This is a genomic window from Serratia sp. B501 (assembly GCF_051172315.1).
Classification (GTDB): Bacteria; Pseudomonadota; Gammaproteobacteria; order Enterobacterales; family Enterobacteriaceae; genus Serratia; species Serratia ureilytica.
Window position 1 is genome coordinate 126,635 of the sequence record NZ_JBPIZB010000005.1, and the last position, 26,698, is coordinate 153,332.

A 26,698-nucleotide genomic window follows, 5' to 3' on the forward strand; every position below is an offset into this window, starting at 1 on the left:
GCGATCGGCATGAAATTGAATAATCCCGAGCTGTTGCGCAGCCAGTGTCTGATCAACGGCGAGTGGTGCGATGCCCTGAGCGGCAAACGCGAAGCGGTGATCAACCCGGCCACCGGCGCCGAACTGGCCAGCATTCCGCTGGTCAGCGAAGAGGAAACCCAGCAGGCGATCGCGGCGGCGCTGCGGGCGCAAAACGACTGGAAACAGCTGACCGCCAAGCAGCGTTCCGCGCTGCTGTTGGCCTGGGCCGACAAGGTGCTGGCCGCACAGGAAGATCTGGCGCAGCTGATGACTGCCGAGCAGGGCAAATCGCTGGCGGAAGCACGCGGCGAAGTGGCGTACGCCGCGTCGTTCATCACCTGGTTCGCCGAAGAGGCCAAGCGGGTGGACGGCGCGGTATTGCAGGCGCCGCAGGCTTCGCAGCGCCTGGTGGTGGTGAAGCAGCCGATCGGCGTGTGCGCGGCCATCACCCCGTGGAATTTCCCGGCGGCGATGATCACCCGCAAGGTGGCGCCGGCGCTGGCGGCAGGCTGCGCCATCATCGTCAAACCGGCCGAGCAAACGCCGCTGACCGCGCTGGCGTTGGCGAAGCTGGCGCAGGACGCCGGTATTCCCGCCGGCGTGTTGCAGGTGGTGACCGGCGAAGCGGCGCAGGTGGGAAAGGTGCTGTGCGACAGCCCGGTGGTGCGCAAGCTGAGCTTTACCGGTTCGACCGAGGTCGGCCGCATTCTGATGGCGCAGTGCGCGCCGAGCATCAAGAAACTGTCGCTGGAGCTGGGCGGCAATGCGCCGGTCATCGTGTTCGACGACGCCAATCTGGACGCGGCGGTGGCGGGCATCATGGCCTCCAAGTTCCGCAACAGCGGCCAGACCTGCGTGTGCGCCAACCGTATCTACGTGCAGGACGGCATCTACGAGCGGCTGGCGGAGAAACTGGTGGCGGCGGTCGAGCAGTTGAAAGTCGGTGACGGCAGCCAGGAAGGCACCACTCAGGGGCCGCTGATCGACAGCGATGCGGTGGCGAAGGTGCAGAGCCATATCGACGACGCGCTGATCAAAGGGGCGCAGATCGCCACCGGCGGCCAGCCGCACGCGCTGGGCGGCACCTTCTTCCAGCCGACGGTGGTGACCGGCGTAACGCAGAAGATGCGCTTCGCCAAAGAAGAGACCTTCGGGCCGGTGGCGCCGCTGTTCCGTTTCCATGACGAGGCGGAAGCCATCGCCATGGCCAACGACACCGAATTCGGCCTGGCCGCCTACCTGTTCACGCAGAACGCCGCGCGCCAGTGGCGCGTGCCGGAAGCGCTGGAGTACGGCATGGTCGGCATCAACACCGGGCTGATTTCCAACGAAGTGGCGCCGTTCGGCGGCGTGAAACAGTCAGGGCTCGGGCGTGAAGGATCGCGCTACGGGATAGAAGAATATCTGGAGCTGAAATACCTGTGTATCGATGTGAGCTGTTGAGCGTCAGGACGTTAACCCATCCCGGCGGCCAGCGTCGCCGGGCGATGAAGGATGATGCATGTCTGATAATATCTCTGTTTCTCCGGCGCTTGCCGCCGGGGTGCGAGCACCTGCACCCGCCAAATCGTTAAGTTTCCTCGAAGGGGTGGCGATGATCGTCGGCACCAACATCGGCGCCGGGGTGCTCTCCATCGCCTACGCCTCCAGCAAGGCCGGCTTTCTGCCGCTGCTGTTCTGGCTGGTGCTGGTGGGAAGCCTGACCACCATCACCATGCTGTACGTCGCCGAATCCACGCTGCGCACCCGCGCGCATCTGCAGCTGAGCGGGCTGGCGAAGCGCTACGTCGGTGGACTGGGCGCCTGGCTGATGTTCGCTTCGGTGTGCGTCAACAGCGTTGGGGCGCTCACCGCCTATATGACCGGCAGCGGCAAGCTGCTGCAATCGCTGTTCGGCATCTCGCCGGCTCTGGGCAGCCTGCTGTTCTTCGTGCCCGCCGCCGGCGTGCTGTACCTCGGTTTGAAAGCGATTGGCCGCGGCGAGAAGTTCATCAGCATCGGCATGGTGGTGATGTTGACCGCGCTGGTGGCGGCGACGCTGCTGAAAGACACCACCCAGATGCGCAACCTGCTGGACGGCGACTGGCGCTATATGGTGCCGGTGTTCAACGTGGTGGTGTTCTGCTTCTCGGCGCAGTACATCGTGCCGGAAATGGCGCGCGGCTTTGCCGACAAACCGGAGCAACTGCCGAAGGCGATCATCGTCGGCATGGTGGTGACGTTCATTTTGCTGGCGGCGGTGCCGATGTCGGTGATTGCGCTCAGCGGGTTGAATGACATCTCCGACGTGGCCACCATTTCCTGGGGCCAGGCGCTGGGGCAGTGGGCGTTCTTCTCCGCCAACATCTTTGCGCTGTGCGCGATGCTGACCTCGTACTGGGGATTGGGCGGCAGCTTCCTGACCAATATCTTCGACAAGTTCCGGCTGGGCAACGACGAGCTGCCGCTGCGCCGCTTCGGCGTGCTGCTGCTGGTGGTGGTGCCGCCGTTCGCGCTGGCCTACAGCGGGCTGGTGTCGTTCGTCAACGCGCTCTACTTCGCCGGGGTGTTCAGCGGGGTGATCCTGTCGATCATGCCGATGCTGATCCTGCGCGGTGCGCGCAAACAGGGCGACCAGACCCCGCGCTGGCAGTGCAACTGGATCACGCACCCGTTGCTGCAGGTCAGCATTGTGTTGCTGTATCTGGCCAGCGCGGTGTACGCCATCGCTTCATTGTTAGGCTATCTGCCCTCTGGATGGTGATTTGCCTTCCCTCAAGCAGTGATGTTGTTTCTCGGCATTGAGAACGGCGGCGTCGTGGCCGCCGATTTTTTTCTCAGGCGCGCCGTTTTTCCGACAACGCCAGCCAGGCCTGCACCGACGGGCGCTGCCACTGCTTGTGCGCATAGTGGCGCACGCGCTCCGGCACCGGATCGCCGTGCATCACCAGCCGGTTGAGCATCAGCGCCAGATCGGTGTCGGCGATGCACCACTCCCTGAACAGATTGTCCTGCCCGTGGCTCAGCAGCTTTTCCACGGCGGCGATCAGCTTGCGCGCGGCCTCCTGCGCGGCTTCGGACAGCGGCGGGAACTTGCCGTTGTTGAACACCACCTCGGTCGAGCGCTCGGCGCGGATCGGCAGCAGATCGCTGCGCAGCCAGGCCTGGATCTCGCGCGCCTTGGCGCGCAGCTTCACGTCGCGCGGGTATACGGCGTGGGCTGGATGGATGTCTTCCAGGTATTCTGCGATCGCCGAAGACTCCGAGAGCTGGAACTCGCCGATCGCCAGCGTCGGCACCCGGCGGGTGAGCGACAGCGCCGCGTAGGCCGCCTCTTTGTTCTCTTCTTTCGCCAGGTCCACCGGCTTCACGGTGAACGGAATGCCTTTTTCCGTCAGCACGACAAAGGCGGACATGGCGTACGGGCTGAAAAATTCACTGTCGGTATAAAGCTCGGTGATCGGTTGAGACATCGGCGGTTCCTCGGGGTTAAGGGGGGAACATTCATCATTGTTGAGGGGAGGCTAAAAATCAATCTGTTAGCCTAAAAGTTCTTTTATGACGCGGCGGACGGCGGCGCTGGCGCGACGTGATATATTTGTTGCCAACACGTGAATTGAGCCGTATCGGGTAACATGAAGACGCAGTGGATAGAACGGGTAAGAGTGGGAGTTGCGCGCCTGTGGCCGCACCCGCTGGCGGTGGGCAAGCGAGAGATGCTGATTTCCAGCGTCGGCGCCGGTTTGGGGCTGATGCTCGCCGGCTGGATCAGCCACTTTATTTTGGGTGAGGTGAACCTGTGGTTTATCGCGCCGATGGGCGCTTCGGCGGTGCTGCTGTTCGGCGTGCCCAACAGCCCGCTGGCGCAGCCCTGGTCGATCGTCGGCGGCAATGCGCTGGCGGCGACGGTGGGCGTCAGCGCCGGTCTGCTGATCCTCGATCCCGGCCTGGCCTGCGGCGTGGCGGCGGCGGTGGCCATCGGCCTGATGTTCAAGCTGCGCTGCCTGCATCCGCCGGGCGGCGCGGTGGCGCTGACCGCCATCCTCGGCGGCCCCGGCATTCACCAGATGGGCTATCACTTTGTGCTGTACCCGGTGCTGCTGAACTCGGTGCTGCTGGCGGTGCTGGCCATTCTGTTCAATAACCTGGCCGGGCGACGCTACCCGCACGCGCTGGCGCCGGCGGAGGCCAAGCCGGCCAATCTGCCGATCGATGCCGTTGCCATCACCCGCGCCGATCTGCACGAGGCGCTGATGGAGGGAGATCTGTTCGATATCGACGAGGACGATCTGCAGGAGATCCTGCTGCGCGCCGAGCAGCTGGCGCACCAGCGGCAAAGCAAGGCCGCCTGATCAGCCCAGCGTTTTATCTGATGGCGGAAGGCGCGTAACCAAAACGCTTTTGAAAGCGTTCGCTAAAGCGCGCTCTGGATTTGTAGCCGCAGGCTTCTGCAATGCGGGTCATATCCCATCGGGTGGTTTGAACCAACATCATGGCGTGATGCATACGGACGTCTATCAGTAAGTCTTCGAAGCGCGTCTGTTCGGCGGCAAGACGCCGCCGCAACGTTGCCGGGCTCATCGCTAACGTTTTTCCCGCTGTTTCCGCCGTCCAGTTTTGTTCCGGAGCCTCAAAAATCAAGGTGCGCAGGCGCTGTGATGCGCTATCCAATGGCAAATGCGTGAAAACATGCCCCCGTTCGGCCAGCGCGGTCAAAAAGTCCAACAGGCGATATTGCAGGCGAATATCGCTGATTTCCTGTTTTTCCACGCTTTCAATCACGTGATAAAACGTCGCCGACAGATCTTCGTTCAGAGGCAGCGTGTTACACGCGTAGTCTGTATAGCGAATGGGGGCCGAAGCTTGCCGGTTTCGGTGAAAGGTATCCAGCAATTCTGCCGACAGCGTCAGGAATAGCGAGCGAAAAGGCCGATCGATGTCGACCGGTGTTTTGACCAAATCTGCACGGGTATTGGGGGCGATCAAGACCAGTTCGCCGGGGTTCTCCAGAGAGAAGTGGTGTGAGGCCGTTGTAATATCGAGCTGGCCGGCCACGATCAACAAGACCGTCGCTTCATGGAAGACGAATTGCGGCGTATGCAGCTGGCGTTTCAATGTCGGCTGACACACCCCGCATAGCCGACGCCTTGACACCGGAGCCCCCGAAGGAGAATACCAGGGCAAACGCTTCGCATCTGGCTCGCGTCTGGTTTTCATTGGCCTGGAGGAACTGTGCCGGTTCATGCTCGACTCCTTCATGCGGTTATTTTACCGTCGGCGCTACGTTTGGGTTCAGGCTGTAGAGCCCCGTCAGGCTCGCCTGGGCTAACACCGGCGCTTCCGCCAGGGCGGCATTCACATTAGTCCCTGTCAAAGGCCCCTGCACATCCAAACCGGGGGTAGCAAGCGCATAAACCGTGAAAATATAATGATGAACTAACGTATCGTTCCACGGTGGGCATGGGCCATCGTAACCGTAATATTCCCCCTTCATCTGCTCGTCGGCGGCAAACCAACCGGTATAGTCATTGATGCCGTGGCGATAGGCCGAAGGGGCGTTTGGCCCGGTTTTGCCACGCGGCGTTACGCCGTCCGATTGAGAGCCCGCCGCAATTTCCACGGTACTGGCCGGAATATCCAGCAGCAGCCAGTGAAAGAAATCAACGCGCGGCAACGATGCGGGCACAACCCGACCCTCTTGATTCACATCATCACCGCGGCTTGGCACGTCGGGATCATGGCAGACGATCACGAAAGACTGCGTGCCTGCAGGCACTTCACTCCAGGCGAGATGGGGGTTGCGATTTGCCGATAAAGCGACATGGTTGGCGGCATCGGGGACAGCGAAGGCGAAATCACCGGGAATGAACTCTCCTTCTTTAAAGCTTTGGCTGGTCAGTTTCATAAATGCCAATCTCCTGTTCTATTGAGCGGTATCTGCGGGTATGTGATGTCCCCATTATAAGTTTTTCAAAATAAAGTAAGGCGACAAATCCAATCAAAATAGAACCAATTACGCTCATTATGATTGTATTTGATAGCCTTATGTTGATGGGCGACCGATACGGCTGCTATGCCGGTGAGAGTGCCACGGCAAACGCTGGATGGGGATGGGGTTTGGTTAATATTGGTGGGGAAGAGGCTGCTGCGCGCCGAGCAGCTGGCGCATCAGCGGCAAAGCAAGGCCGCCTGATCAGCCCAGCGTTTTACGGTAAAACACCACCCGTTCCGTTTCGGCAAAACCCAGCGCCGCATGCAGGCGCTGGGAGTCCAGATTGGCGATGTCGGTATCCGACGCCAGCTCGCTGCACCCCTGTTGCTTCGCCCACTCCTGCACCTGCGCGATTAAGAGCGCGGCCCAGCCCTGGCGGCGGGCGCGTTCGGCGGTATAAATCCCTTCCAAAAATGCCACCGGCGACGATTCGCAGCCGTTGACATAATCGTAGCGCAGCGCGACCTCGGCAAAGGCGACAAAAACGCCATCCAGCCCCCGCGCCATAAACGCGGTGTGGTGCGGCGAAGCCAATATTTCGCGCATTTCCGCGCGGTGTTCTTCCAACGGGCAGGTGGGCCATAGCGCCGAGCGCAGAGCCAGCCAGGCATCAAGGTTGTCGTGGTCGCAGTTGACGATCATGCGGGGCCCTTTTGAGTCGGAATAAATCAGGCATGCCGAAAGTGAAGTGTGGCACGGCGGCGGGAAACAAAAAAGCCACCCCGAACAGGATGGCTTGTAAGGCTGTGAAAACAGCTAAAATTTGGTGGCCCCTGTTGGGTTTGAACCAACGACCAAGCGATTATGAGTCGCCTGCTCTAACCACTGAGCTAAGGGGCCAAGCCGCGAGATTATAGGGAATCCTTAAGCGGCGGTCTACTGTTACCCGCCCGTATGTTGCTTTTCTGCACAGTTCTAGCCTGTTGTAATTGCTGGCGGATTTTGCGATAACCGCAGTAAATCTCTGCAATGGACTCACGATACTCATGGAACTTCTGGCGCCTGGCCTGCGGGTGGTGTTTTGCGGCATCAATCCCGGCCTTTCTTCCGCCCATCAGGGCTATCCTTTCGCCAACGGCAGCAACCGCTTCTGGAAGGTGATCCATCAGGCCGGCTTTACCGAGAGCCAGCTGGCGCCGGAGCAGTGGCAGCAGCTGAAGGATAACGGCTGCGGCATTACCGCGCTGGTGGCGCGCCCGACGGTGGCGGCCAGCGAGCTGTCGCGCGACGAGTTGCGCAGTGGCGGTGAGGCGCTGCAAGAGAAGATCCTGCGCTACCAGCCGCGCGCGCTGGCGATTTTAGGCAAGCAGGCGTTCACCACCGCCTTTGGGGTGAAAAACGCGCCCTGGGGCAAGCAGACGATGATGCTGGGGCAAACCGAGGTGTGGGTATTGCCCAACCCCAGCGGATTGAACCGCGCCACGCTGGAGCAGCTTACCGCCAGCTATCACGAGCTGTTCCTGGCGCTGCAATGACATAAGGGAGTATGCGATGACATCGATAATGAAAGGCTGTGTGATGGCGCTGTTATTGGTGACCGGCGCTGCGCAGGCGGGGCATTCGCCACAGGAAGCGCGCAACAAACAGAACGTGCTGGAGTTTTATCGGCAGGGGCTGAACAACAAGGATTTTGCGGCGGCGCGGCCGTTTTTAGGCGAACAGTACAAACAGCATAACCCCAATGCCCAAGACGGCGTGGAGGGATTTCGTCAATTTGTCGAGCTGCTGAAAACGCGTTACCCCAACTCGCACAGCGAGATTAAACAGGCGTTCGTCGACGGCGACTACGTGATCCTGCATGTGGAGGTCAGCGGACGCGAAGCCGGCAAGACGGCGGCGATCGTCGATATCTTCCGTCTCGACAGCGCCGGAAAAATCGTCGAGCACTGGGACGTGACGCAGCCGGTGCCGGAAAAGACCGCCAGCGGCAACAGCATGTTCTGAGGCATAAAAAAACCCCGGCAGGCCGGGGTTTTTGTTTTTGATGCGGCAGCCGGACTTAGTCGTCCAGGAAGCTGCGCAGCACTTCGGAGCGGCTTGGGTGACGCAGCTTGCGCAGCGCCTTGGCTTCGATCTGACGAATACGCTCACGGGTAACGTCAAACTGCTTGCCAACCTCTTCCAGCGTGTGGTCGGTGTTCATGTCGATGCCGAAACGCATGCGCAGCACTTTCGCTTCGCGCGCGGTCAGGCCGGCCAGCACGTCGTGGGTGGCGGAACGCAGGCTTTCCGAAGTCGCGGAATCCAGCGGCAGCTCGAGGGTGGTATCCTCGATGAAGTCGCCCAGATGCGAATCTTCGTCGTCGCCGATCGGCGTTTCCATCGAGATTGGCTCTTTGGCGATCTTCAGCACCTTGCGGATCTTGTCTTCCGGCATCAGCATGCGCTCGGCCAGCTCTTCCGGCGTCGGCTCGCGGCCCATCTCTTGCAGCATCTGGCGCGAAATACGGTTGAGCTTGTTGATGGTCTCAATCATATGCACCGGGATACGGATGGTGCGCGCCTGGTCGGCGATGGAGCGGGTGATAGCCTGACGGATCCACCAGGTGGCGTACGTCGAGAACTTGTAGCCGCGGCGGTATTCGAACTTGTCTACCGCTTTCATCAGGCCGATGTTGCCTTCCTGGATCAGATCCAGGAACTGCAGGCCGCGGTTGGTGTATTTCTTGGCGATGGAAATAACCAGACGCAGGTTGGCCTCAACCATCTCTTTCTTCGCGCGGCGGGCTTTCGCTTCACCGATCGACATGCGACGGTTGATGTCTTTGACCTGCTCGATGGTCAGGCCGGTCTCTTCTTCGATCTGACGCAGTTTCTGCAGGCTGCGCTGCACGTCTTCAGCAACGTCTTTCAGCTTTTCCGACCATGGCTTGGCCATCGCCAGTGCGGCTTCGAACCAGGAATCGCTGGTTTCGTTGCCGGCGAACAGGGTGACGAAGTTTTTCTTCGGCATTTTGCACTGTTCAACGCACAGCTTCATAATGATGCGTTCCTGGGTGCGAACGCGGTCCATCATGACGCGCATGCTGTTGACCAGGAAGTCGAACTGTTTCGGCACCAGGCGGAACTGCTTGAACACTTCAGACAGCTTCAGGATCTCGTCCGCGGCGCTGGCATGGCTGCGGCCGTTCTTTTTGATCACCAGACGCGTCGCTTCATACTGATCGCGCAGTTCGGCGAACTTCTGACGCGCCAGCTCAGGATCGATGCTGTTGTCGTCTTCGGTGTCGTCGTCTTCGGCATCCTCATCTTCTTCGTCGTCGTCTTGCTCTTCGCTCGACAGTTCGGAACCGATGTGGGTCGCGGTTGGGGCGATGTCCTCTTCCGCGTTAGGATCGACGAAGCCGGTGATCAGATCGGACAGGCGCGCTTCGCCCGCTTCGACGCGATCGTACTGCTCAAGCAGGTAGGTGATGGCTTCCGGGTATTCGGCAACCGAGCACTGCACCTGGTTGATGCCGTCTTCGATGCGCTTGGCGATGTCGATTTCGCCTTCGCGCGTCAGCAGTTCGACGGTACCCATTTCGCGCATGTACATGCGCACCGGGTCGGTGGTGCGGCCGATTTCGGATTCCACGCTGGACAGAACCTGTGCGGCGGCTTCTTCCGCATCTTCGTCCGTGCTGTTCGAGTTTTCGGCGAGCAGCAGGTCATCGGCGTCCGGTGCTTCTTCCATCACCTGGATGCCCATGTCGTTAATCATCTGGATGATGTCTTCGATCTGATCGGAGTCGACGATATCTTCCGGCAGATGGTCATTGACCTCAGCATAGGTCAGATAGCCTTGCTCCTTACCACGGGTGACAAGTAGCTTCAGCTGTGACTGCGGGTTTTGCTCCATAAGACGGTATCCACACTTCAGAGTATTTAGGTTGGTGTCGGTCGGCGAAACCGCCAACAATAGCATTTGGGGCGTTTTCGTTATCGCCGCGGCCCACTATGGCGGCACTGTGCAGGGCTCTGCCCTCGCAATTATCGGCACTTAAGCCGTTTGGTATTCAGTTTTTCTTCGCTAAAACCTGGTTGAGGGAACGGACTTCTTCACGTTCCTCCGGGCTCAGTCCGCGCGTTCTGGCCTGCGCGATCAGCGTTTCCAGCCGTTGCTCGAGCACCGAGTCGTACAGGCTGGCCAACGTATCCAAAAAGGTCTGTTCGACCATGTCCTCAACGATCATATGGTTCCAGGTCGCCAAGGTTTCAAGCTGCTGGCTGAATTTGTTGTCGCGATACAGCTCCAGCAATTGCCCGGTTGTCAGGCCCGGCTGCGCCAAACAGGTCTGCACCAGTTCGACGAACAGCGGCAATCCCGCCTGTTTGGTCTGCTCCAACCCTTCCAGCGAAGGGATAAGTGTAGCCAACTGCGGATTTTGCACCAGTAACCCTATCAGTATACGCATGGTTGTGCGTTTTAGCTGGGGCGCCTGATAAGGATTCGCATTTTCAGCCTGCTTGGGCATCAGCTTGTCGAGCTGGCTGTCGTCCAGCAGCCCCAGCTTGTTGCCGAGCTCCTGACGCAGGTACAAGCGCAACGTTTCGCCCGGCACCTGAGTAATCAGCGGCAGCGCCAGCGTGCTCAGCTTGGCGCGCCCGTCCGGGCTGCTCAAATCCACCTGCGGCAGCAGGCTTTCGAACAGGAAAGTGGACAGCGGCTGCGCCTGCTCCATTCGCTGTTCGAAGGCTTCTTTGCCTTCCTTGCGCACCAGGGTGTCCGGGTCTTCGCCGTCGGGCAAAAACATGAACCGCAGCTGGCGCCCGTCGTTCAGGTACGGCAGCGCGGTTTCCAGCGCCCGCCAGGCCGCTTCGCGGCCGGCGCGGTCGCCGTCGTAACAGCAGACGACGTTGTCGGTGGCGCGGAACAGCAGCTGAATGTGTTCAGCCGTCGTCGAGGTTCCGAGCGAGGCGACGGCATAATCGATGCCGAATTGCGCCAACGCCACCACGTCCATATACCCTTCCACCACCAGCAGCCGCTGCAGGGTAGGGTGATTCTGCTGTGCTTCATACAGGCCATACAGCTGGCGGCCCTTATGGAAAACTTCGGTTTCCGGCGAGTTCAGGTACTTGGGCATGCCGTCGCCCAGCACGCGGCCGCCGAAGGCGATGACGCGCCCGCGCTTGTCGCGGATGGGGAACATCACCCGTTCGCGGAAACGGTCGTACGAACGCCCCTGATCGTTAGTCACCAGCATGCCGGCATCGTTCAATGCGCGGCGCGAGTCGGCGTCGCGGCCGAAACGCTTCAGGGCGTTGTCCCATCCCGCCGGCGCGAAGCCGATGGCGAAATGGCGAATAACGTCGTCACTTAATCCGCGCTGCTGCAAATAGCTGCGCGCCGGTGCCCCGGAGGACTGCTGCAGTGACTGTTGATAGAACGCGCTGAGCTGTTCCATCAGTTGGTATAGGCTCTGGCGCTGATGGCGTTCGATCTGGGTCGGCCCGGTGCCCGCTTCGTAAGGCACTTCCAACCCGTGCATGGTCGCCAGCTCTTCGATGGTTTCGACAAACTCGAGTCGGTCGTAATTCATCAAAAAGTCGACGGCGTTGCCGTGCGCACCACACCCAAAACAGTGATAAAACTGCTTTTCGCCATTAACGGTAAATGAAGGCGTCTTTTCGTGGTGGAACGGACAGCACGCGTGGTAGTTCTTGCCTTGCTTCTTGAGCTTCACGCGGGCGTCGATCAAATCGACGATGTCGGTGCGAGCCAGCAAGTCATTGATAAATACGCGCGGAATTCGTCCAGCCATAAGCCCTTACTTCATTAGCCTATAAACGAGAACAAGCCGCGCATTCCTTTCGGAAAGCACGGCCTTCGTATGCAACTACTCGGTCTGCGCGATTTTGAAAATCAGAAATTCACGCGGTGGGGTTGCCCCCGAAGAATTAATACAGACGAGTGCGGCGTGCGTTTTCGCGAGCCAGTTTCTTCGCGTGACGTTTCACAGCAGAAGCTTTAGCGCGTTTACGTTCGGTAGTTGGTTTTTCATAAAACTCACGACGACGAACTTCAGCTAAAACACCCGCTTTTTCGCAAGAGCGTTTGAAACGACGCAGAGCAACGTCAAATGGCTCGTTTTCACGTACTTTAATTACCGGCATGTGCCTCTCACCTCAATAAAATTCGGTTTGCTGCTGGCCAAGCGCCAGCCTTTTCAAAATGGTGCGGAATTTTACTCCAATGGATGCTGCTTTGTAAAGCATCACCGCAAATTGAAACCCGCGTCGCTCTGCCGCAACGTGCGCAATTTTGCACCGGGCGCTGATTATAGACTAATCAGAAAAAAATGCTCGTGTTTAATCGCTCGGGCATTTTCTGGATGAATCATCGACATAGGCGCAAGCCGGTGACAAGATGCGCCGCAGCGGCGGTAAATGCGGCGGAATGTGGTAGACTGGCGGCCGCACGTGAATGATGGGAAATGTAATGCGAGTACTGGGTATAGAAACGTCCTGCGATGAAACCGGAATTGCAGTGTATGACGATCAAACCGGTTTGTTGGCTAACCAATTATACAGCCAGGTGAAGCTGCACGCCGATTACGGCGGCGTGGTGCCGGAACTGGCCTCCCGCGATCACGTGCGCAAAACCGTGCCGCTGATTCAGGCGGCGCTGAAAGAGGCCAACCTGACCCCGGCCGATATCGACGGCGTGGCTTATACCGCCGGGCCGGGCCTGGTAGGCGCGCTGCTGGTCGGCGCTACCGTCGGGCGTGCGCTGGCGTTCGCCTGGAACGTGCCGGCGGTACCGGTGCACCACATGGAAGGCCACCTGCTGGCGCCGATGCTGGAAGATAACCCGCCGGCGTTCCCGTTCGTCGCGCTGCTGGTCTCCGGCGGCCACACTCAGCTGATCAGCGTCACCGGCATCGGTGAATATGAACTGCTGGGCGAGTCGATCGACGATGCCGCCGGCGAAGCGTTCGACAAAACCGCCAAGCTGCTCGGCCTGGATTATCCCGGCGGGCCGATGCTGTCGAAGATGGCGCAGCAGGGCACGGCGGGGCGTTTCACCTTCCCGCGACCGATGACCGATCGTCCGGGGCTGGACTTCAGCTTCTCCGGCCTGAAAACCTTCGCCGCCAACACCATCCGCTCCAACGGCAACGACGATCAGACGCGTGCCGACATCGCCCGCGCCTTCGAGGATGCGGTGGTGGATACGCTGGCGATCAAATGCAAACGCGCGCTGGAGCAAACCGGCTTCAAACGCCTGGTGATGGCCGGCGGCGTGAGCGCCAACCGCACGTTGCGTGCCAAACTGGCGGAGATGATGCAGAAACGCGGCGGGGAAGTGTTCTATGCCCGCCCGGAATTTTGCACCGACAACGGCGCGATGATCGCCTATGCCGGCATGGTGCGGCTGAAGAGCGGCGCCAACCCGGAGCTGAGCGTGTCGGTGCGGCCGCGCTGGCCGCTGGCGGAACTGCCTGCGGTATAAAACAAAGGGCCGGATTATCCGGCCCTTACGTTATTCGTCTTTCGGCTGGTCGCCGTTATCCTCATCCGCGTCGTTTTTCTTCTTGCGGAACTTGCCCCAAATCTTGCCTTCCTGGCCGCGCCACAGGCGCTGAATATTGTCGTGATGCCGCATCAGGATCAGGCAGGAGAGCATCGCCACCGGGAAGGTGAACTGCGGTTTGAACCACCAGACGTAGAACGGGGCGATCAGCGCGCTGACGATGGCGCCGAGCGAAGAGTAGCCGCTGAGCAACACCGTCAGCAGCCAGGTGCCGGTCATCAGGCCGGTCAGATCCCAGCCGATAGGCGCGATGGCGCCAAACGCCGTCGCCACGCCTTTACCGCCGCGGAAGTGGAAGAACACCGGATAGATGTGCCCAAGACAGGCGGCGATCGCCGTCAGGCCCAGATAAAGCGGCGGCACATTGAGTTTGTAGGCCAGCCAGACCGGCAACATCCCTTTCAGAATATCGAACACCAGCACCGCCGCCGCCGCCAGCCGGCCGCCGATGCGCAGGACGTTGGTCGCCCCGGGGTTTCCTGAGCCATGTTCACGCGGGTCCGGCAGCCTGGCGATCCGGCAAACCAGGATCGCGCTCGAAATCGAGCCGCACAGATACGCGAAGATAATCATGCCAAGCGCGGTAGCACTCATAACGCGGTTCCGTTTAATAATGGTCGTTTTACTCGCAACATCTATGGATAATACGCACATTCCGCTGGAAGTGGTATCCGGCAAGGCCAAAAACAGAGAATGACGTGATGGATATCGTATTTATTGAAGAGCTTACCGTAATTACCACCATTGGCGTTTATGAGTGGGAACAGGGCATTCGTCAGAAGCTGGTGTTCGATATCGAAATGGGCTGGGATAACCGGCCGGCCGCCGCCAGCGACGACGTAAATGACTGTCTGAGCTATGCCGACGTCAGCGATGCCGTGATCCAACACGTGGAGTCGAACCGGTTCGCGCTGGTGGAGCGCGTGGCGGAGGAAATATCTGAAATTTTGCTCCAGCGCTTCAATTCCCCCTGGGTCCGTATTAAGGTCAGCAAACCGGGCGCTGTAGCACATGCCAATCGGGTCGGCGTGATCATTGAGCGCGGCACCCGTCCCGCATGATTTTATGTCATCTGCTTGCAACGAAAGACCGTTAACCTGGTCTTAATCCTGAGAATTGTTTTAGCGGCATTGTCTTTAAGCATTGCCGCTTTTTTATGTGATAGCCGTTATTTTATGGGGTGAGCGAAGCACATGGCAGACATGCATTCACTGTTTATTGCGTTTGTTCTTGGGGTTGTCGAGGGATTAACCGAATTTTTGCCGGTTTCTTCCACCGGGCATATGATCATCGTCGGCGAGTGGCTGGGCTTTACCGGCGACAAAGCCAAAACCTTTGAAGTCATTATCCAGCTGGGGTCGATCCTGGCCGTCGTCGTGATGTTCTGGCGCCGGTTGTTCGGTCTGATCGGCATCCATTTCGGCGGCAAGCCGGTGGAGCACGAAGGCAAAACCAGCGGCCAGCTGAAGCTGGGGCACATCCTGTTGGCGATGATCCCGGCGGTGGTGCTGGGGCTGGCCTTCCATGATTTCATCAAGTCGCTGTTTGCGCCGAAAAACGTGATGTACGCGTTGGTGGTCGGCGGCCTGCTGCTGCTGGCGGCGGAATGGCTGAAGCCGAAGAAGCCGAGCGCGGAAGGGCTGGATGACATCACTTACCGTCAGGCGTTCATGATCGGCTGCTTCCAGTGTCTGGCGCTGTGGCCAGGCTTCTCCCGTTCGGGTTCCACTATCGCCGGCGGCATGCTGGTGGGCGTGAACCGCTATGCGGCGTCCGAGTTCTCCTTCATTCTGGCTGTGCCGATGATGATTGGCGCCAGCGGCCTGGATATGTACAAGAGCCTGCACTTCCTGACCTGGGGCGACCTGCCGATGTTCGCCGTCGGTTTCGTCACCGCCTTCGTGGTGGCGTTGATTGCGATCAAGACCTTCCTGTCGCTGATCAAACGCATCTCGTTCGTGCCGTTCGCTATCTACCGCTTTATCGTGGCGGCAGTGGTTTACATGGTGTTCCTGTAAGCCTTCACGCCAGGAAAAAACCCCGCTCCGCGGGGTTTTTTTATGCCTGATCGTTGATGATAGTTTGGGTGAGCTTCCACTCGGCCAGCGCCTGCTGGCGGCGGCGTTTGAGCTCGTCGCGGATCGCGGTGCCCTGCAGCCCGCTGGCCACCACCTCTTTAATAGATACCGCGTTCGCCACCTGATACGCCTGGCGCAGATAGTCGCCCTGCGGATAGGGATTCTCCTCAAAGCCGGTACGGCCGCGCGCGTCCGCCTCACTGGTCAGGATCATCTGCTCCAGTCGGTGCGGCTTGCGCCAGACGTCGATGGCGTCGAACAGCTTCAATAGGGTCTCCGGCCGCAGCTTGTTCACGGTGTGGATCAGATCATGGTACTCGGCCACCAGCTTGCTCAGATCGCGCACCGGGTTGGGCACCCGCAGCCGCTGGCACAGCGCCTCGACCAGCCGCACGCCGGCCGGGCCGTGACCGTGGTGATGCGGCCAGAACTCTTTTGGCGTCAATCCCTTGCCGAGGTCATGGCACAGGGTGGCGAAGCGCACGTCCACCTCCGGCGTGAGGCGGGCGGCGATCGCCAACGCCATCAGCGTGTGCACGCCGGTGTCGATCTCCGGGTGCCACTTGGCGGGAGCCGGCACGCCGAACAGCGCGTCGATTTCCGGGAACAGCACCGCCAGCGCATCGCAGTCGCGCAGCACCTGAAAATAGACCTGCGGGCTCTGGCTTTGCAGCGCCTTTTCCGTTTCTTTCCAGACGCGTTCGGCGGTCAGCGCGGCCAGTTCACCGCTGTGCGCCATCCGGCGCATCAGGGCGAGCGTTTCGTCGGCGATGCGAAAACCCAGATGGACGAAGCGGGCGGTGAAGCGCGCCACGCGCAGTACGCGCAGCGGATCTTCGCCGAAGGCGTCGGAAACGTGGCGCAGCACGCGCGCCTGCAGATCGGCCACGCCGCCGTAAGGATCAATCAGCTCCCCCTCGGCGGAACGGGCGATGGCGTTGATGGTCAGATCGCGCCGCAGCAGATCCTCCTCCAGCGTGACGTCCGGCGCGGCATAGCAGGTAAAACCGGTGTACCCCTGGCCGGATTTGCGCTCGGTGCGCGCCAGCGCGTACTCCTCGTGGGTGTCGGGATTAAGGAATACCGGAAAATCTTTGCCGACCTGCTGGTAGCCCAACGCCAGCAGCTCGGCCGGCGTGGCGCCCACCACCACCCAATCATGATCGACCACCGGAATGTCGAGCAGGCTGTCGCGAACGGCGCCGCCGACCAGATAAATCTGCACTGTTGACTCCTGAATATCGTGTAAGGCTCTGTCTATCAGATTACATGAATTGGCCGCGGGATGTCGGCGCCAATGAAAAGGGCGCCCGCAGGCGCCCATACTCAAACTGAACGATACTGAGATCAGTTCATCCAGCGATTGTTGTTCTTGCGGCGCGGGATCAGGTGCGGCAACAGCAGGCCCAGCAGCAAACCGACGCCGGCGACGCCGCCGCCGTACATGAACCACTGCAGAATAATGGTGCGCTGTTTGTCGTCGAGCTGCAGGTTAACGGCGTTAACCTTCTTCTGCGCGACCACCAGCTGGTTTTTCAGATCCTGGTTTTCCTTCTGCAGGCTGCTGATGGTGCTGTCGCTGCCCGCGACTTTTTCCTGCATTTCCGCCGTGCGCTGGTTCCAGGTGTTATCGATGTTGGCCAGCTTGTCGGTCAGGGTTTTCACCTGCTGTTCCAGCTCGGGCACGCGGGTGCGCAGGCTCGGCGTCTGGCTGAGCTGATCGAGTGGGATCCAGGTGGTGCGGCCTTTCGGATCGCGGATTTGGCCGTAGTTGGTGCTGTCGTTGACGCTCAGCAGGGTGACTTCTTCACCGGCGTTAAGAGTGCCGACAATACGGTACTGATTACCTGGGCCGCTATGGACGTAAGTGCTTAACTCATCGGAGATATAGCGTTTATCTTCGGCATGTGCGCCCCAAGTGATGCTGAAGCTCAGCGCGGCAAGGCAAATCAGGCGTAATTTCTGCATTAGTTCATCGTTTCTTGGTGAATTTATGGAACGATAGTAGAGGGTTCAGTCTGACGACGCAACGCCAAAACCGGAATGAGAACTATCTTACTGTGGCTGATTCTGTGAGTTGCGCGGCGTTTTATAACGTAACAGGTTTTTTCTACAGTTAGCAGGGTTAAGGCGCCGGGAATCGCGGTAAGATAACGGCAACTGTGCGTCAGTGGGCAGTATGCGGCGGGCCGAACGCGCCGCGCTGAAACAGACGTGAATGCATAACTTATTGGTGTTAAAGAATTATGACCGTTGAAATTGAACTGAAATTCATCGCCGCGCCGCAAGCGGTGGCCGCTCTGCCGCAATGGCTTGCCGCCTGGCCGCATCTGCATTCCGCGCCGCAAAAACTGACCAACATTTACTTCGAAACGGCCGATAACTTCCTGCGCAGTCACGACATGGGGCTGCGCATTCGCGGTTTCGACGATCGCTATGAGATGACCATCAAAACCGCCGGTAAAGTGGTGGCCGGCCTGCACCAACGTCCGGAATACAACGTCGCTATCGCCGAGCCGCAGCTGGCGCTGGCGCAGTTTCCTGCCGACATCTGGCCACAGGATTGTGATATCGCGGCGCTGCAGCAGGCGTTGCAACCGCTGTTCCGTACCGACTTTGCGCGTGAAAAGTGGGTGGTTACTTACGGCCAAAGCGAGATCGAGATTGGCTTGGATCAGGGAGAGGTGCGTGCCGGTGACCTCAGCGAAGCCCTGAGCGAGATCGAACTGGAGCTGCTGAAAGGCAACACCGCCGATCTGCTGGCGTTGGCCGGCGAGCTGGCGGCCCATGGCGGGCTGCGTCAGGGCAGCCTGAGCAAGGCGGCGCGCGGCTACCACCTGGCGCAGGGCAATCCGCCGCGCGAGGTGCGCCCGCTGCGGGTGCTGAAGCCGGCGGCGAAGGCGACCGTGGAGCAGGGGATGATCGCCGCCTTCGAGCTGGCGCTCAACCATTGGCAGTATCATGAGGAGCTGTGGCTGCGCGGCGATGCGCAGGCGCGCGGGGCGGTCCTCGAAGCGGTCGGCACCATCCGCCAGGCGCTGGTGATCTTCGGCGGCCTGGTGCCGCGCAAGGCCAGCGCCGATCTGCGCGCCCGCCTGACCGAGCTCGAACCGCTGTTGGCGGACAAAGCCGCGCAACCGGAAAGCCTGTGCTACAGCGCGGCCTATCTGCAATGTAAGTTGGCGCTCACATCATGGCTGGTGCGCGGCGCCTGGCGGCCGTTTATCGACGCCAAAGGGCAGGCCAAACTGGACGGTTCTTTCAAACGCTTCAGCGACATCATGCTGGGGCGCAGCGGCGCGGAGCTGAAAGAAGCCTTCAGCCGTACGCTGAACGAAGATGAATATCAGGAACAATTGCCGCGCCTGACGCGTCAGATTTCGGCGCTGGTCCTGCTGTCGGGCGCTTACCCCGACGAGCAGACCGGGCCTTATATCGACGCCTGGCGCGAGCTGCAGGCGGCGCTGAGCGAGCGCCGCCAGGGCTGGTATGAAGCCAGCCGCAAACAGGCCTTATCGCATGCGCCATTCTGGTTAAACGGCGCGCTTCGTTAATCCAGCCGGCCCGCCAGCCGTGGGCCGCAGAACGGGTCAAACACTATGTCGCCACTTTCAGCCGCATTACAGGCTCAGGCACAGCAGGTTGTGCAGCGTTTTCAGGAAGTTCACGGCGCGGACTGCGCCTTTAGCGAGCAAGAGCAGTGGGTGCTGGCGTCGAGTGACTTCGTCAGCGACGCGCTGCTCGCCCAGCCGGCCTGGCTGGCGACGCTGCGCGAACAGCCGCCGGCGCCCGGCGAGTGGCAACACTACGCCGCTTGGTTGCAGGACGAGCTGGAAGAGGTGCGCGACGAAGCGCAACTGATGCGCACGCTGCGTCTGTTTCGCCGCGAAACGCTGGTGCGCATCGCCTGGGCGCAGGCGCAGGGGCTGTGTTCGACCGAAGAAACGTTGCTGCAGCTGAGCGGGCTGGCGGAGACGCTGATCGTCAGCGCGCGCGACTGGCTGTACCAAACCTGTTGCCGCGAGTGGGGCACGCCGTGCAATGCCGACGGCGAACCGCAGCCGCTGCTGGTCCTCGGCATGGGCAAGCTGGGCGGCGGCGAGTTGAACTTCTCGTCGGACATCGATCTGATCTTCGCTTACCCGGAAAATGGTCAAACCCAGGGCGGGCGGCGCGAGCTGGATAACGCCCAGTTCTTCACCCGTCTCGGCCAGCGGCTTATCAAGGCGCTGGATCAACAGACCATCGATGGCTTCGTCTATCGCGTGGACATGCGGCTGCGGCCGTTCGGCGACAGCGGCCCGTTGGTGATGAGCTTCGCGGCGCTGGAAGATTATTATCAGGAGCAGGGGCGCGACTGGGAACGCTATGCGATGGTGAAGGCGCGCCTGATGGGCGGGGCGGAAGACGCCTACAGCCAGGAGCTGCGCAAAACCCTGCGGCCGTTCGTGTTCCGTCGTTACATTGATTTCAGCGTCATTCAGTCTCTGCGCAACATGAAGGGCATGATCGCCCGCGAAGTGCGGCGGCGCGGCCTGAAGGACAACATCAAGCTGGGCGCCGGCGGCATTCGCGAAATCGAATTCATCACCCAGGTATTCCAGCTGATCCGCGGCGGCCGTGAACCGGCGCTGCAGGGGCGTTCGCTGCTGCCGACGCTGCAGGCGGTGGGCGAGCTGGGGCTGCTGGAAAGCGAGCAGGTGCGGGCGCTGAGCGCCGCCTACCTGTTCCTGCGGCGGCTGGAGAACCTGCTGCAGGCGATCGGCGATCAGCAAACCCAGACGCTGCCGCAGGAGGCGCTCGATCAGGCCCGGTTGGCCTACGGCATGGGGTTGGCGGATTGGCCGGCGCTGATAGCGGCGCTGGACGTGCACATGCAGGCGGTGCGCGCGGTGTTCGACGACCTGATCGGCGACGATAGCCCGGATGTCGGCGAAGATCCCGATTACCAGCACTACCACAGCCTGTGGCAGGACGCGCTGGAGGAGAACGAGCTGGCGCCGCTGACGCCGCACCTGGACGAAGAGGCGCGTCGACAGATGCTGCGCACCATCGCCGATTTTCGTCACGATGTCGACAAGCGCACCATCGGCCCGCGCGGCCGCGACGTGCTCGATCAGCTGATGCCGCGCCTGCTGGCGGAGGTGTGCCCGCGCCAGGACGCGCCGACCGCGCTGGTGCGGCTGGCGCAGCTGCTGCTGAGCATCGTCACCCGCACCACCTACCTCGAATTGTTGGTGGAGTACCATGCGGCGCTCAGCCATCTGATCCGCCTGTGCGCCGCGTCGCCGATGGTTGCCAACCAGCTGTCGCGTTACCCGCTGCTGCTGGACGAACTGCTGGATCCGGCCACGCTGTATCAGCCGGTGGCGCTGGACGCCTACCGCAGCGAGCTGCGGCAGTATCTGCTGCGGGTGCCGGAAGACGACGAAGAGCAAAAGCTGGAGGCGCTGCGTCAGTTCAAACAGGCGCAGCAGCTGCGCATCGCCGCTGCGGATATCGCCGGCGCGCTGCCGGTGATGAAAGTTAGCGATCACCTGACTTATCTGGCTGAGGCGATCATCGACGCGGTGGTGCAACAGGCCTGGAGCGACATGGTGGCGCGCTACGGCCAGCCCACCCATTTGCAGGAGCGGGAGGGGCGCGGATTTGCGGTGATCGGCTATGGCAAACTGGGCGGCTGGGAGCTGGGGTACAGTTCCGATCTCGATCTGGTGTTCCTGTTGGATTGCCCGCCGGAGGTGATGACCGACGGCGATCGCTGCATCGACGGCCGCCAGTTCTACCTGCGCCTGGCGCAGCGGGTGATGCATCTGTTCAGCACCCGCACGTCCTCGGGCATTCTGTATGAGGTGGACGCCCGCCTGCGGCCTTCCGGTGCTGCGGGGATGCTGGTCAGCACCGTCGAGGCGTTCGCCGACTACCAGCAAAACGAAGCCTGGACCTGGGAGCATCAGGCCCTGGTGCGCGCGCGCATCGTGCACGGCGATCCGGCGCTGCATCAGCAGTTCGACGCAATCCGGCGCGAGATCCTGTGCAAAACGCGCGATGCGCAGACCCTGAAGCGCGAAGTGCGCGAGATGCGCGAAAAGATGCGCAACCATCTCGGCAACAAACAGCGCGATCTGTTTGATATCAAGGCCGATGAGGGCGGCATTACCGACATCGAATTTATCGCCCAATATCTGGTCTTACGCTATGCGCCGGGTGAACCGCGCCTGACGCGTTGGTCGGACAACGTGCGCATCTTCGAGCTGATGGCCAATTACGACATCATGCCGGATGAAGAGGCGCGCGCGCTGACCCAGGCCTATGTCACCATGCGCGACGAGATCCACCACCTGGCGCTGCAGGAACATTCCGGCAAGGTCGGCAGCGAGCTGTTTGCCGCCGAGCGCGAGCAGGTGCGCGCCAGCTGGGCCAAATGGCTGGATTAATACCTTTTTGCGGGTATTCCGGCGGTCTGTGGTAATATCTGCGCCACTAAAATTTTGTTCTTTTTTGGAGTTATCGGATGAAAGTTACGCTGCCTGATTTTCGCCGCGCCGGTGTGCTGGTGGTCGGTGACGTCATGTTGGATCGCTATTGGTATGGGCCGACCAGCCGCATTTCACCGGAAGCCCCGGTGCCGGTGGTCAAGGTCGATACCATCGAAGAGCGTCCCGGCGGCGCGGCTAACGTGGCGATGAACATCGCTTCGCTGGGCGCCACTTCCCGTCTGGTGGGCCTGACCGGCATCGACGATGCGGCGCGGGCGCTGAGCGCCAAGCTGAATGAAGTCAACGTGCGCTGCGACTTCGTCTCGGTGCCGACCCATCCGACCATTACCAAGTTGCGCGTGCTGTCGCGCAACCAGCAACTGATCCGTCTCGACTTCGAAGAAGGCTTCTCCAACGTTGATCCGCAGCCGATGCTGGAGCGCATTCAGCAGGCGCTGCCGCAGATCGGCGCGCTGGTGCTGTCCGATTACGCCAAGGGCGCGCTCAGCCAGGTGCAGGGCATGATCCAACTGGCGCGCGCCGCCAAGGTGCCGGTGTTGATCGATCCGAAAGGATCCGATTTCGAGCGCTATCGCGGCGCGACGCTGCTGACGCCAAACCTGTCCGAGTTCGAAGCGGTGGTGGGCCACTGTAAGGATGAAGCGGAACTGGTGGAACGCGGCATGAAGCTGGTGACGGATTTCGAGCTGTCGGCGCTGCTGGTTACCCGTTCCGAACACGGCATGACGCTGCTGCAGCCGGGCGTTGAGCCGCTGCACTTGCCGACCCAGGCGCAGGAAGTGTTCGATGTGACCGGCGCCGGCGATACCGTGATCGGCGTGCTGGCCGCCTCGCTGGCCGCCGGCAACTCGCTGGAAGAGTCCTGTTTCCTGGCCAATGCCGCCGCCGGCGTGGTGGTGGGCAAGCTCGGCACGTCCACCGTGTCGCCGATCGAGCTGGAAAACGCGGTGCGCGGCCGCGCCGAGACCGGTTTTGGCGTGATGACCGAAGCGCAGTTGAAACAGGCCGTCGCGCAGGCGCGCCAGCGCGGCGAAAAAGTGGTGATGACCAACGGCATCTTCGACATTCTGCATGCCGGCCACGTCTCTTATCTGGCCAATGCTCGCAAGCTGGGCGATCGCCTGATCGTGGCGGTGAACAGCGATGCGTCGACCAAACGCCTGAAAGGGGAAAAACGCCCGGTCAACGCGCTGGAGAACCGCATGATTGTACTGGGCGCGCTGGAAGCGGTGGATTGGGTGGTGCCGTTCGAGGAGGACACGCCGCAGCGCTTGATCGCCGACATCTTGCCGGATCTGCTGGTGAAAGGCGGCGATTACAAGCCGGAAGAGATTGCCGGCAGTGCGGAAGTGTGGGCCAACGGCGGCGATGTCAAAGTGCTGAACTTTGAAGACGGCCTGTCGACCACCAACATCATCAAAGCGATCAAAGACGGGCGCGGCTAACGCCGGGCGACGTAAAGAACAAGGGCGCGCGGTGCGCGCCCTTGGCGGGAATTATTCGTCTTCCTGTTTGGCGGCCGGCGCCGCGCTCAGCTTGCTTTCCAGCTCGGCCATGCGCTGTTCCAACAGCGCCAGCTTTTCGCGGGTGCGCAACAGCACCTGAGTCTGCACGTCGAACTCTTCGCGGTTAACCAAATCCAGGCGGGTCAACTGCGACTGCAGCACCTGACGGATTTTTTTCTCAACGTCTTCCCCGAATTCACGAACGCCTTTAGGCATGGACTCATGAACCTGGCGTGCGATTTGTTCGATTTTTTTCGGGTCAATCATGGCGTATCCCTTTCAGAGTTTAATAGCTGCCGCTTAGTGTAATGCGAGTTGCCCGCCGGATAAACACCATTAAGCGCATTCGCCGCGCGTGGCCGAATTGTGCTTTTGCCAATTGCCCTGTCTATCCATTAGCGTTATAGTCATCTTGCTTATTCTCAGGGCGGGGTGAAAGTCCCCACCGGCGGTAAATCACCTTCTATGGTGAAAGCCCGCGAGCGCTCAGCCAGCCTGTAAAGGCCGGTTAGAGGTCAGCAGATCCGGTGTAATTCCGGGGCCGACGGTTATAGTCCGGATGGGAGAGAGTAACGGTATCTGCCGGGCATGCGCCCGCTTGCGTTATTTTTTTAGCTATTGCTAGCTACTCCTCAAGATCGCCCTGGTTCTGGTAATCCATAATTTTTAATGAGGTTTTTTACCATGAATCAGACGCTACTTTCAGACTTCGGCACGCCGACAGAACGCGTTGAACGCGCGATCGACGCACTGCGCAACGGGCGCGGCGTGATGGTGCTCGATGATGAAAACCGTGAAAACGAAGGTGACATGATCTTCGCCGCGGAGACCATGACCGTTGAGCAGATGGCGCTGACCATTCGCCACGGCAGCGGCATCGTGTGCCTGTGCATCACCGAAGAACGCCGTCAGCAGCTTGAGCTGCCGATGATGGTGACCAACAACTCCAGCCAGTTCCAGACCGCCTTCACCGTGACCATCGAAGCGGCGCAGGGCGTGACCACCGGGGTTTCCGCTTCCGATCGCCTGACCACCATCCGTGCGGCGGTGGCAGACAGCGCCAAGCCGAGCGACCTGAACCGTCCGGGCCACGTGTTCCCGCTGCGCGCGCAGCCGGGCGGCGTGTTGAGCCGTCGCGGCCACACCGAAGCGACCATCGATCTGGTCTCCATGGCCGGTTTCAAACCTGCCGGCGTGCTGTGTGAACTGACCAACGACGATGGCAGCATGGCGCACGCGCCGGAAGTGATCACCTTCGCCAAACAGCACGACATGGTGGTGCTGACCATCGAAGATCTGGTGGCCTACCGCCAGGCGCACGAGAAAAAAGCCAGCTGATAGCCGGCCGCTTTCAACGATAAAAAAAGCCGCGTAAAGCGGCTTTTTTTGTGGCTACCGTTTTGACAGGCGTTCGCCGATGCGGCTGGCGTAATTCATCACGTGGAAGGTGTAGTTCTCCTCAACCGTACCCTGGAACAGATGTGCCCAGGGGCCGATGGCGTAGATGCCGAGATCTTCCCCGCCGTGCGTCTCGCTTTTCAGTGGCACCAGCGCCGGCTGAATAAAGTCGGGCGCGGTGGTTTGCTCCATGGTCAATGCCGGGCGCTCGGTCAGCGGGATCGCGCCGCCGGGGCCGTTGGCGAAACCGAGGGTGGTGTAGGGCTTGCCGTCGCTGCCCAGCCGAGGTTTACCGTCGACGCCGACGGAAATGCCGAGGATAGGATTGCCGCGCTTGGCATAGCCGGCGATGGTCAGCGTGTGGCTGTGATCGCCGGTCACGATCACCAGCGTTTCGTCCAGGTTGACCTTGCCGACAATGGTTTTCACCGCCTCGTTCAGGGCGACCGCGTCGCTCAGCGTGCGGTAGGCGTTGCCGTTATGGCTGCCGTGATCGACGCGCCCGCCTTCCACTAGCAGCAGATAGCCTTCGGGATTCCTGGCCAGAATATCGATGGCCTTGCCGGTCATTTCCGCCAGCGAAGGCTCTCCCGCCGCGTCTTGCCGCCGGTCATGCTCGAAGTTCATGTGCGACGGCTCGAACAGGGCCAGCAAATGGTCGACGTTGCCCGGTTCGATTTTGTCGAACTGCGCCTGATTCCAGACGTATTGTCCGCGCTCGCCGTAGCGTTGCAGCCAGGCCTGCGTCAGGTCACGGCCGTCCTTTCTGGCACCTTTCTTGCCGGGATATTCCGGATCGCTCACGCTGTCGGGCAGGAAGTTGGCGCGCCCGCCGCCCATCGCCACGTTCAGGCCGTTGCCGTACTTCATTTCCACCAGCTGGCGCGCGATGTCGCGGCAGCCTGCGGCCAGGGCATCCGCCGGCATTTTGGCGTCAGATTCCCAGTCGCGGTTGGCGATATGGGCATAGGTGGCGCCCGGCGTGGCGTGGGTAATGGTCGCGGTCGTCACGGCGCCGGTGGACATGCCGAGCGTTGCGGCCATCTCCCACAGCGTGGTGACGGCCTTGGTTTGCTGATCCTCGCAGTTGTTGAGGGCGGCCGTATGGTTGAGACCCATCAGATCGTTGATGGTTTTGACGCCGGTGGTCATCGCCACCGCGCTGGGCGCAGAGTCGGTGATTTGGGCGTCGGCGGAATAGGTTTTGGCTGCCGCCAGATAGGGGAAGGCTTCCCAGGCCAGCACGTTGGATTCGCCGTCCACGCCGCGCTGCTGTCCTTCAAAAATACGGGCGGCGGTCACGGTGGAAAACCCCATGCCGTCACCGACCACCAGAATGACGTTTTTAGCGCGGTTGGTGTTTGGGGTCTGTTTCAGTCGCTGTTGCAGCTGAGCTTGCGCCTGAAGGAAGTAAGGGTCTTCGCGCTGCGTCAGCGGCGCGTTGTCCGTCGCTTTGGCGGCTGCCGCCCCGGTGGCTAACAAGGACATGGAAAGCGCCAGGCGGGTTGCCAGTGTGAGTCTGAACATGAATTCCTCCTTGGTGAGACGTGATTCCCGTAGCGCCGACGGGCTGCCAACACCCTGTCGACGGAAGGAGGAGTGTATCGATTGTGTTAACAAAAAATACATAAATTGTTCACAATTTAGATCTGTGTGGCAGTAATGCCATGGTATTCACTGATCTTATTATTTTATTGAAATATATG

24 protein-coding genes, 1 tRNA gene and 1 riboswitch are annotated in these 26,698 nt (G+C 60.6%); of the genes, 12 read left to right on the forward strand and 13 right to left on the reverse strand.

The features are described from left to right. Positions 1 to 9: 9 nt before the first annotated feature. Complete coding sequence (locus ACSBQV_RS16820; protein ID WP_099783953.1) at positions 10 to 1,464, forward strand: NAD-dependent succinate-semialdehyde dehydrogenase; 1,455 nt, start codon at positions 10 to 12, stop codon at positions 1,462 to 1,464. Positions 1,465 to 1,522: 58 nt separating this feature from the next. Beyond that, positions 1,523 to 2,764, forward strand: a complete 1,242-nt coding sequence (locus ACSBQV_RS16825) for an aromatic amino acid transport family protein (RefSeq protein WP_099783955.1) — start codon at positions 1,523 to 1,525, stop codon at positions 2,762 to 2,764. Positions 2,765 to 2,837: 73 nt separating this feature from the next. On the opposite strand, the gene yfcF is transcribed toward ACSBQV_RS16825, so the two are convergent. Further along, entirely contained in the window at positions 2,838 to 3,473 is a 636-nt protein-coding gene (yfcF, locus tag ACSBQV_RS16830; RefSeq protein ID WP_004937171.1) for a glutathione transferase, read from the reverse strand. Positions 3,474 to 3,635: 162 nt separating this feature from the next. Between yfcF and ACSBQV_RS16835 the strand changes: the two genes are divergently transcribed. After that, positions 3,636 to 4,352, forward strand: a complete 717-nt coding sequence (locus ACSBQV_RS16835; protein ID WP_099783957.1) for an HPP family protein — start codon at positions 3,636 to 3,638, stop codon at positions 4,350 to 4,352. Between the two features lie 13 nt (positions 4,353 to 4,365). Here ACSBQV_RS16835 and ACSBQV_RS16840 read toward each other — a convergent pair whose 3' ends face one another. The 4 genes from ACSBQV_RS16840 to ACSBQV_RS16855 form a co-directional block, all read right to left on the reverse strand. Next, positions 4,366 to 5,115: an AraC family transcriptional regulator gene (locus ACSBQV_RS16840; RefSeq protein WP_197774801.1), complete on the reverse strand. Its 750-nt coding sequence runs from the start codon at positions 5,113 to 5,115 to the stop codon at positions 4,366 to 4,368. Between the two features lie 148 nt (positions 5,116 to 5,263). Next, positions 5,264 to 5,905, reverse strand: a complete 642-nt coding sequence (locus tag ACSBQV_RS16845; protein ID WP_099783961.1) for a YbhB/YbcL family Raf kinase inhibitor-like protein — start codon at positions 5,903 to 5,905, stop codon at positions 5,264 to 5,266. Between the two features lie 288 nt (positions 5,906 to 6,193). Beyond that, entirely contained in the window at positions 6,194 to 6,634 is a 441-nt protein-coding gene (gene aac(6'), locus ACSBQV_RS16850) for an aminoglycoside 6'-N-acetyltransferase (protein ID WP_099783963.1), read from the reverse strand. A gap of 122 nt (positions 6,635 to 6,756) precedes the next feature. After that, a tRNA-Ile gene (locus tag ACSBQV_RS16855) sits at positions 6,757 to 6,832 on the reverse strand. Between the two features lie 146 nt (positions 6,833 to 6,978). Between ACSBQV_RS16855 and mug the strand changes: the two genes are divergently transcribed. Together mug and ACSBQV_RS16865 are read left to right on the forward strand one after the other, a co-directional pair. Then, positions 6,979 to 7,467: a G/U mismatch-specific DNA glycosylase gene (gene mug / locus ACSBQV_RS16860; RefSeq protein WP_099783965.1), complete on the forward strand. Its 489-nt coding sequence runs from the start codon at positions 6,979 to 6,981 to the stop codon at positions 7,465 to 7,467. A gap of 16 nt (positions 7,468 to 7,483) precedes the next feature. Further along, positions 7,484 to 7,936: a nuclear transport factor 2 family protein gene (locus ACSBQV_RS16865; RefSeq protein WP_099783967.1), complete on the forward strand. Its 453-nt coding sequence runs from the start codon at positions 7,484 to 7,486 to the stop codon at positions 7,934 to 7,936. A gap of 55 nt (positions 7,937 to 7,991) precedes the next feature. Here ACSBQV_RS16865 and rpoD read toward each other — a convergent pair whose 3' ends face one another. From rpoD to rpsU, 3 genes are all read right to left on the reverse strand, one after another. Beyond that, positions 7,992 to 9,833 (reverse strand): RNA polymerase sigma factor RpoD, encoded by a 1,842-nt coding sequence (rpoD, locus tag ACSBQV_RS16870; protein ID WP_099783969.1) that lies wholly within the window; start codon positions 9,831 to 9,833, stop codon positions 7,992 to 7,994. Between the two features lie 157 nt (positions 9,834 to 9,990). After that, complete coding sequence (dnaG, locus tag ACSBQV_RS16875) at positions 9,991 to 11,739, reverse strand: DNA primase (RefSeq protein WP_025304325.1); 1,749 nt, start codon at positions 11,737 to 11,739, stop codon at positions 9,991 to 9,993. Between the two features lie 136 nt (positions 11,740 to 11,875). Next, complete coding sequence (gene rpsU, locus ACSBQV_RS16880; protein WP_001144069.1) at positions 11,876 to 12,091, reverse strand: 30S ribosomal protein S21; 216 nt, start codon at positions 12,089 to 12,091, stop codon at positions 11,876 to 11,878. A gap of 325 nt (positions 12,092 to 12,416) precedes the next feature. Between rpsU and tsaD the strand changes: the two genes are divergently transcribed. Further along, on the forward strand, positions 12,417 to 13,430 hold the full coding sequence (tsaD, locus tag ACSBQV_RS16885) for a tRNA (adenosine(37)-N6)-threonylcarbamoyltransferase complex transferase subunit TsaD (RefSeq protein ID WP_004937199.1): 1,014 nt from the start codon (positions 12,417 to 12,419) through the stop codon (positions 13,428 to 13,430). Between the two features lie 30 nt (positions 13,431 to 13,460). On the opposite strand, the gene plsY is transcribed toward tsaD, so the two are convergent. After that, complete coding sequence (gene plsY, locus ACSBQV_RS16890) at positions 13,461 to 14,105, reverse strand: glycerol-3-phosphate 1-O-acyltransferase PlsY (RefSeq protein ID WP_033644590.1); 645 nt, start codon at positions 14,103 to 14,105, stop codon at positions 13,461 to 13,463. Positions 14,106 to 14,212: 107 nt separating this feature from the next. Between plsY and folB the strand changes: the two genes are divergently transcribed. After that, positions 14,213 to 14,572, forward strand: a complete 360-nt coding sequence (folB, locus tag ACSBQV_RS16895; RefSeq protein ID WP_015379095.1) for a bifunctional dihydroneopterin aldolase/7,8-dihydroneopterin epimerase — start codon at positions 14,213 to 14,215, stop codon at positions 14,570 to 14,572. Between the two features lie 132 nt (positions 14,573 to 14,704). After that, a complete protein-coding gene (gene bacA, locus ACSBQV_RS16900) occupies positions 14,705 to 15,529 on the forward strand; it encodes an undecaprenyl-diphosphate phosphatase (RefSeq protein ID WP_099783971.1) in 825 nt (274 codons plus the stop codon). Between the two features lie 40 nt (positions 15,530 to 15,569). On the opposite strand, the gene ACSBQV_RS16905 is transcribed toward bacA, so the two are convergent. Together ACSBQV_RS16905 and ACSBQV_RS16910 are read right to left on the reverse strand one after the other, a co-directional pair. Further along, positions 15,570 to 16,814, reverse strand: a complete 1,245-nt coding sequence (locus ACSBQV_RS16905) for a multifunctional CCA addition/repair protein (protein WP_099783973.1) — start codon at positions 16,812 to 16,814, stop codon at positions 15,570 to 15,572. 122 nt (positions 16,815 to 16,936) lie between these two features. Next, positions 16,937 to 17,557, reverse strand: coding sequence for a TIGR04211 family SH3 domain-containing protein (locus tag ACSBQV_RS16910; protein ID WP_033644594.1), 621 nt, complete (start codon positions 17,555 to 17,557; stop codon positions 16,937 to 16,939). A 278-nt stretch (positions 17,558 to 17,835) separates the two neighbouring features. Between ACSBQV_RS16910 and ACSBQV_RS16915 the strand changes: the two genes are divergently transcribed. The 3 genes from ACSBQV_RS16915 (at position 17,836) to hldE (ending at position 23,534) form a co-directional block, all read left to right on the forward strand. Next, positions 17,836 to 19,143, forward strand: coding sequence for an inorganic triphosphatase (locus ACSBQV_RS16915; protein WP_099783975.1), 1,308 nt, complete (start codon positions 17,836 to 17,838; stop codon positions 19,141 to 19,143). A gap of 45 nt (positions 19,144 to 19,188) precedes the next feature. Then, positions 19,189 to 22,026, forward strand: coding sequence for a bifunctional [glutamate--ammonia ligase]-adenylyl-L-tyrosine phosphorylase/[glutamate--ammonia-ligase] adenylyltransferase (gene glnE / locus ACSBQV_RS16920; protein ID WP_099783977.1), 2,838 nt, complete (start codon positions 19,189 to 19,191; stop codon positions 22,024 to 22,026). Positions 22,027 to 22,103: 77 nt separating this feature from the next. After that, the gene (hldE, locus tag ACSBQV_RS16925; protein WP_046687827.1) at positions 22,104 to 23,534 is read left to right on the forward strand and encodes a bifunctional D-glycero-beta-D-manno-heptose-7-phosphate kinase/D-glycero-beta-D-manno-heptose 1-phosphate adenylyltransferase HldE; all 1,431 of its coding nucleotides are present in this window, start codon (positions 22,104 to 22,106) and stop codon (positions 23,532 to 23,534) included. A 51-nt stretch (positions 23,535 to 23,585) separates the two neighbouring features. Here hldE and ubiK read toward each other — a convergent pair whose 3' ends face one another. After that, positions 23,586 to 23,861, reverse strand: a complete 276-nt coding sequence (gene ubiK / locus ACSBQV_RS16930; RefSeq protein ID WP_004937216.1) for a ubiquinone biosynthesis accessory factor UbiK — start codon at positions 23,859 to 23,861, stop codon at positions 23,586 to 23,588. Between the two features lie 147 nt (positions 23,862 to 24,008). Next, a riboswitch (FMN riboswitch) is annotated at positions 24,009 to 24,169 on the forward strand. Positions 24,170 to 24,278: 109 nt separating this feature from the next. Between ubiK and ribB the strand changes: the two genes are divergently transcribed. Continuing rightward, positions 24,279 to 24,932 (forward strand): 3,4-dihydroxy-2-butanone-4-phosphate synthase, encoded by a 654-nt coding sequence (gene ribB, locus ACSBQV_RS16935; protein WP_004937218.1) that lies wholly within the window; start codon positions 24,279 to 24,281, stop codon positions 24,930 to 24,932. 54 nt (positions 24,933 to 24,986) lie between these two features. Here the strand turns inward: ribB and ACSBQV_RS16940 are convergent, their stop codons facing one another. Further along, a complete protein-coding gene (locus tag ACSBQV_RS16940; protein WP_193160619.1) occupies positions 24,987 to 26,519 on the reverse strand; it encodes an alkaline phosphatase in 1,533 nt (510 codons plus the stop codon). Between the last annotated feature and the right edge of the window lie 179 nt (positions 26,520 to 26,698).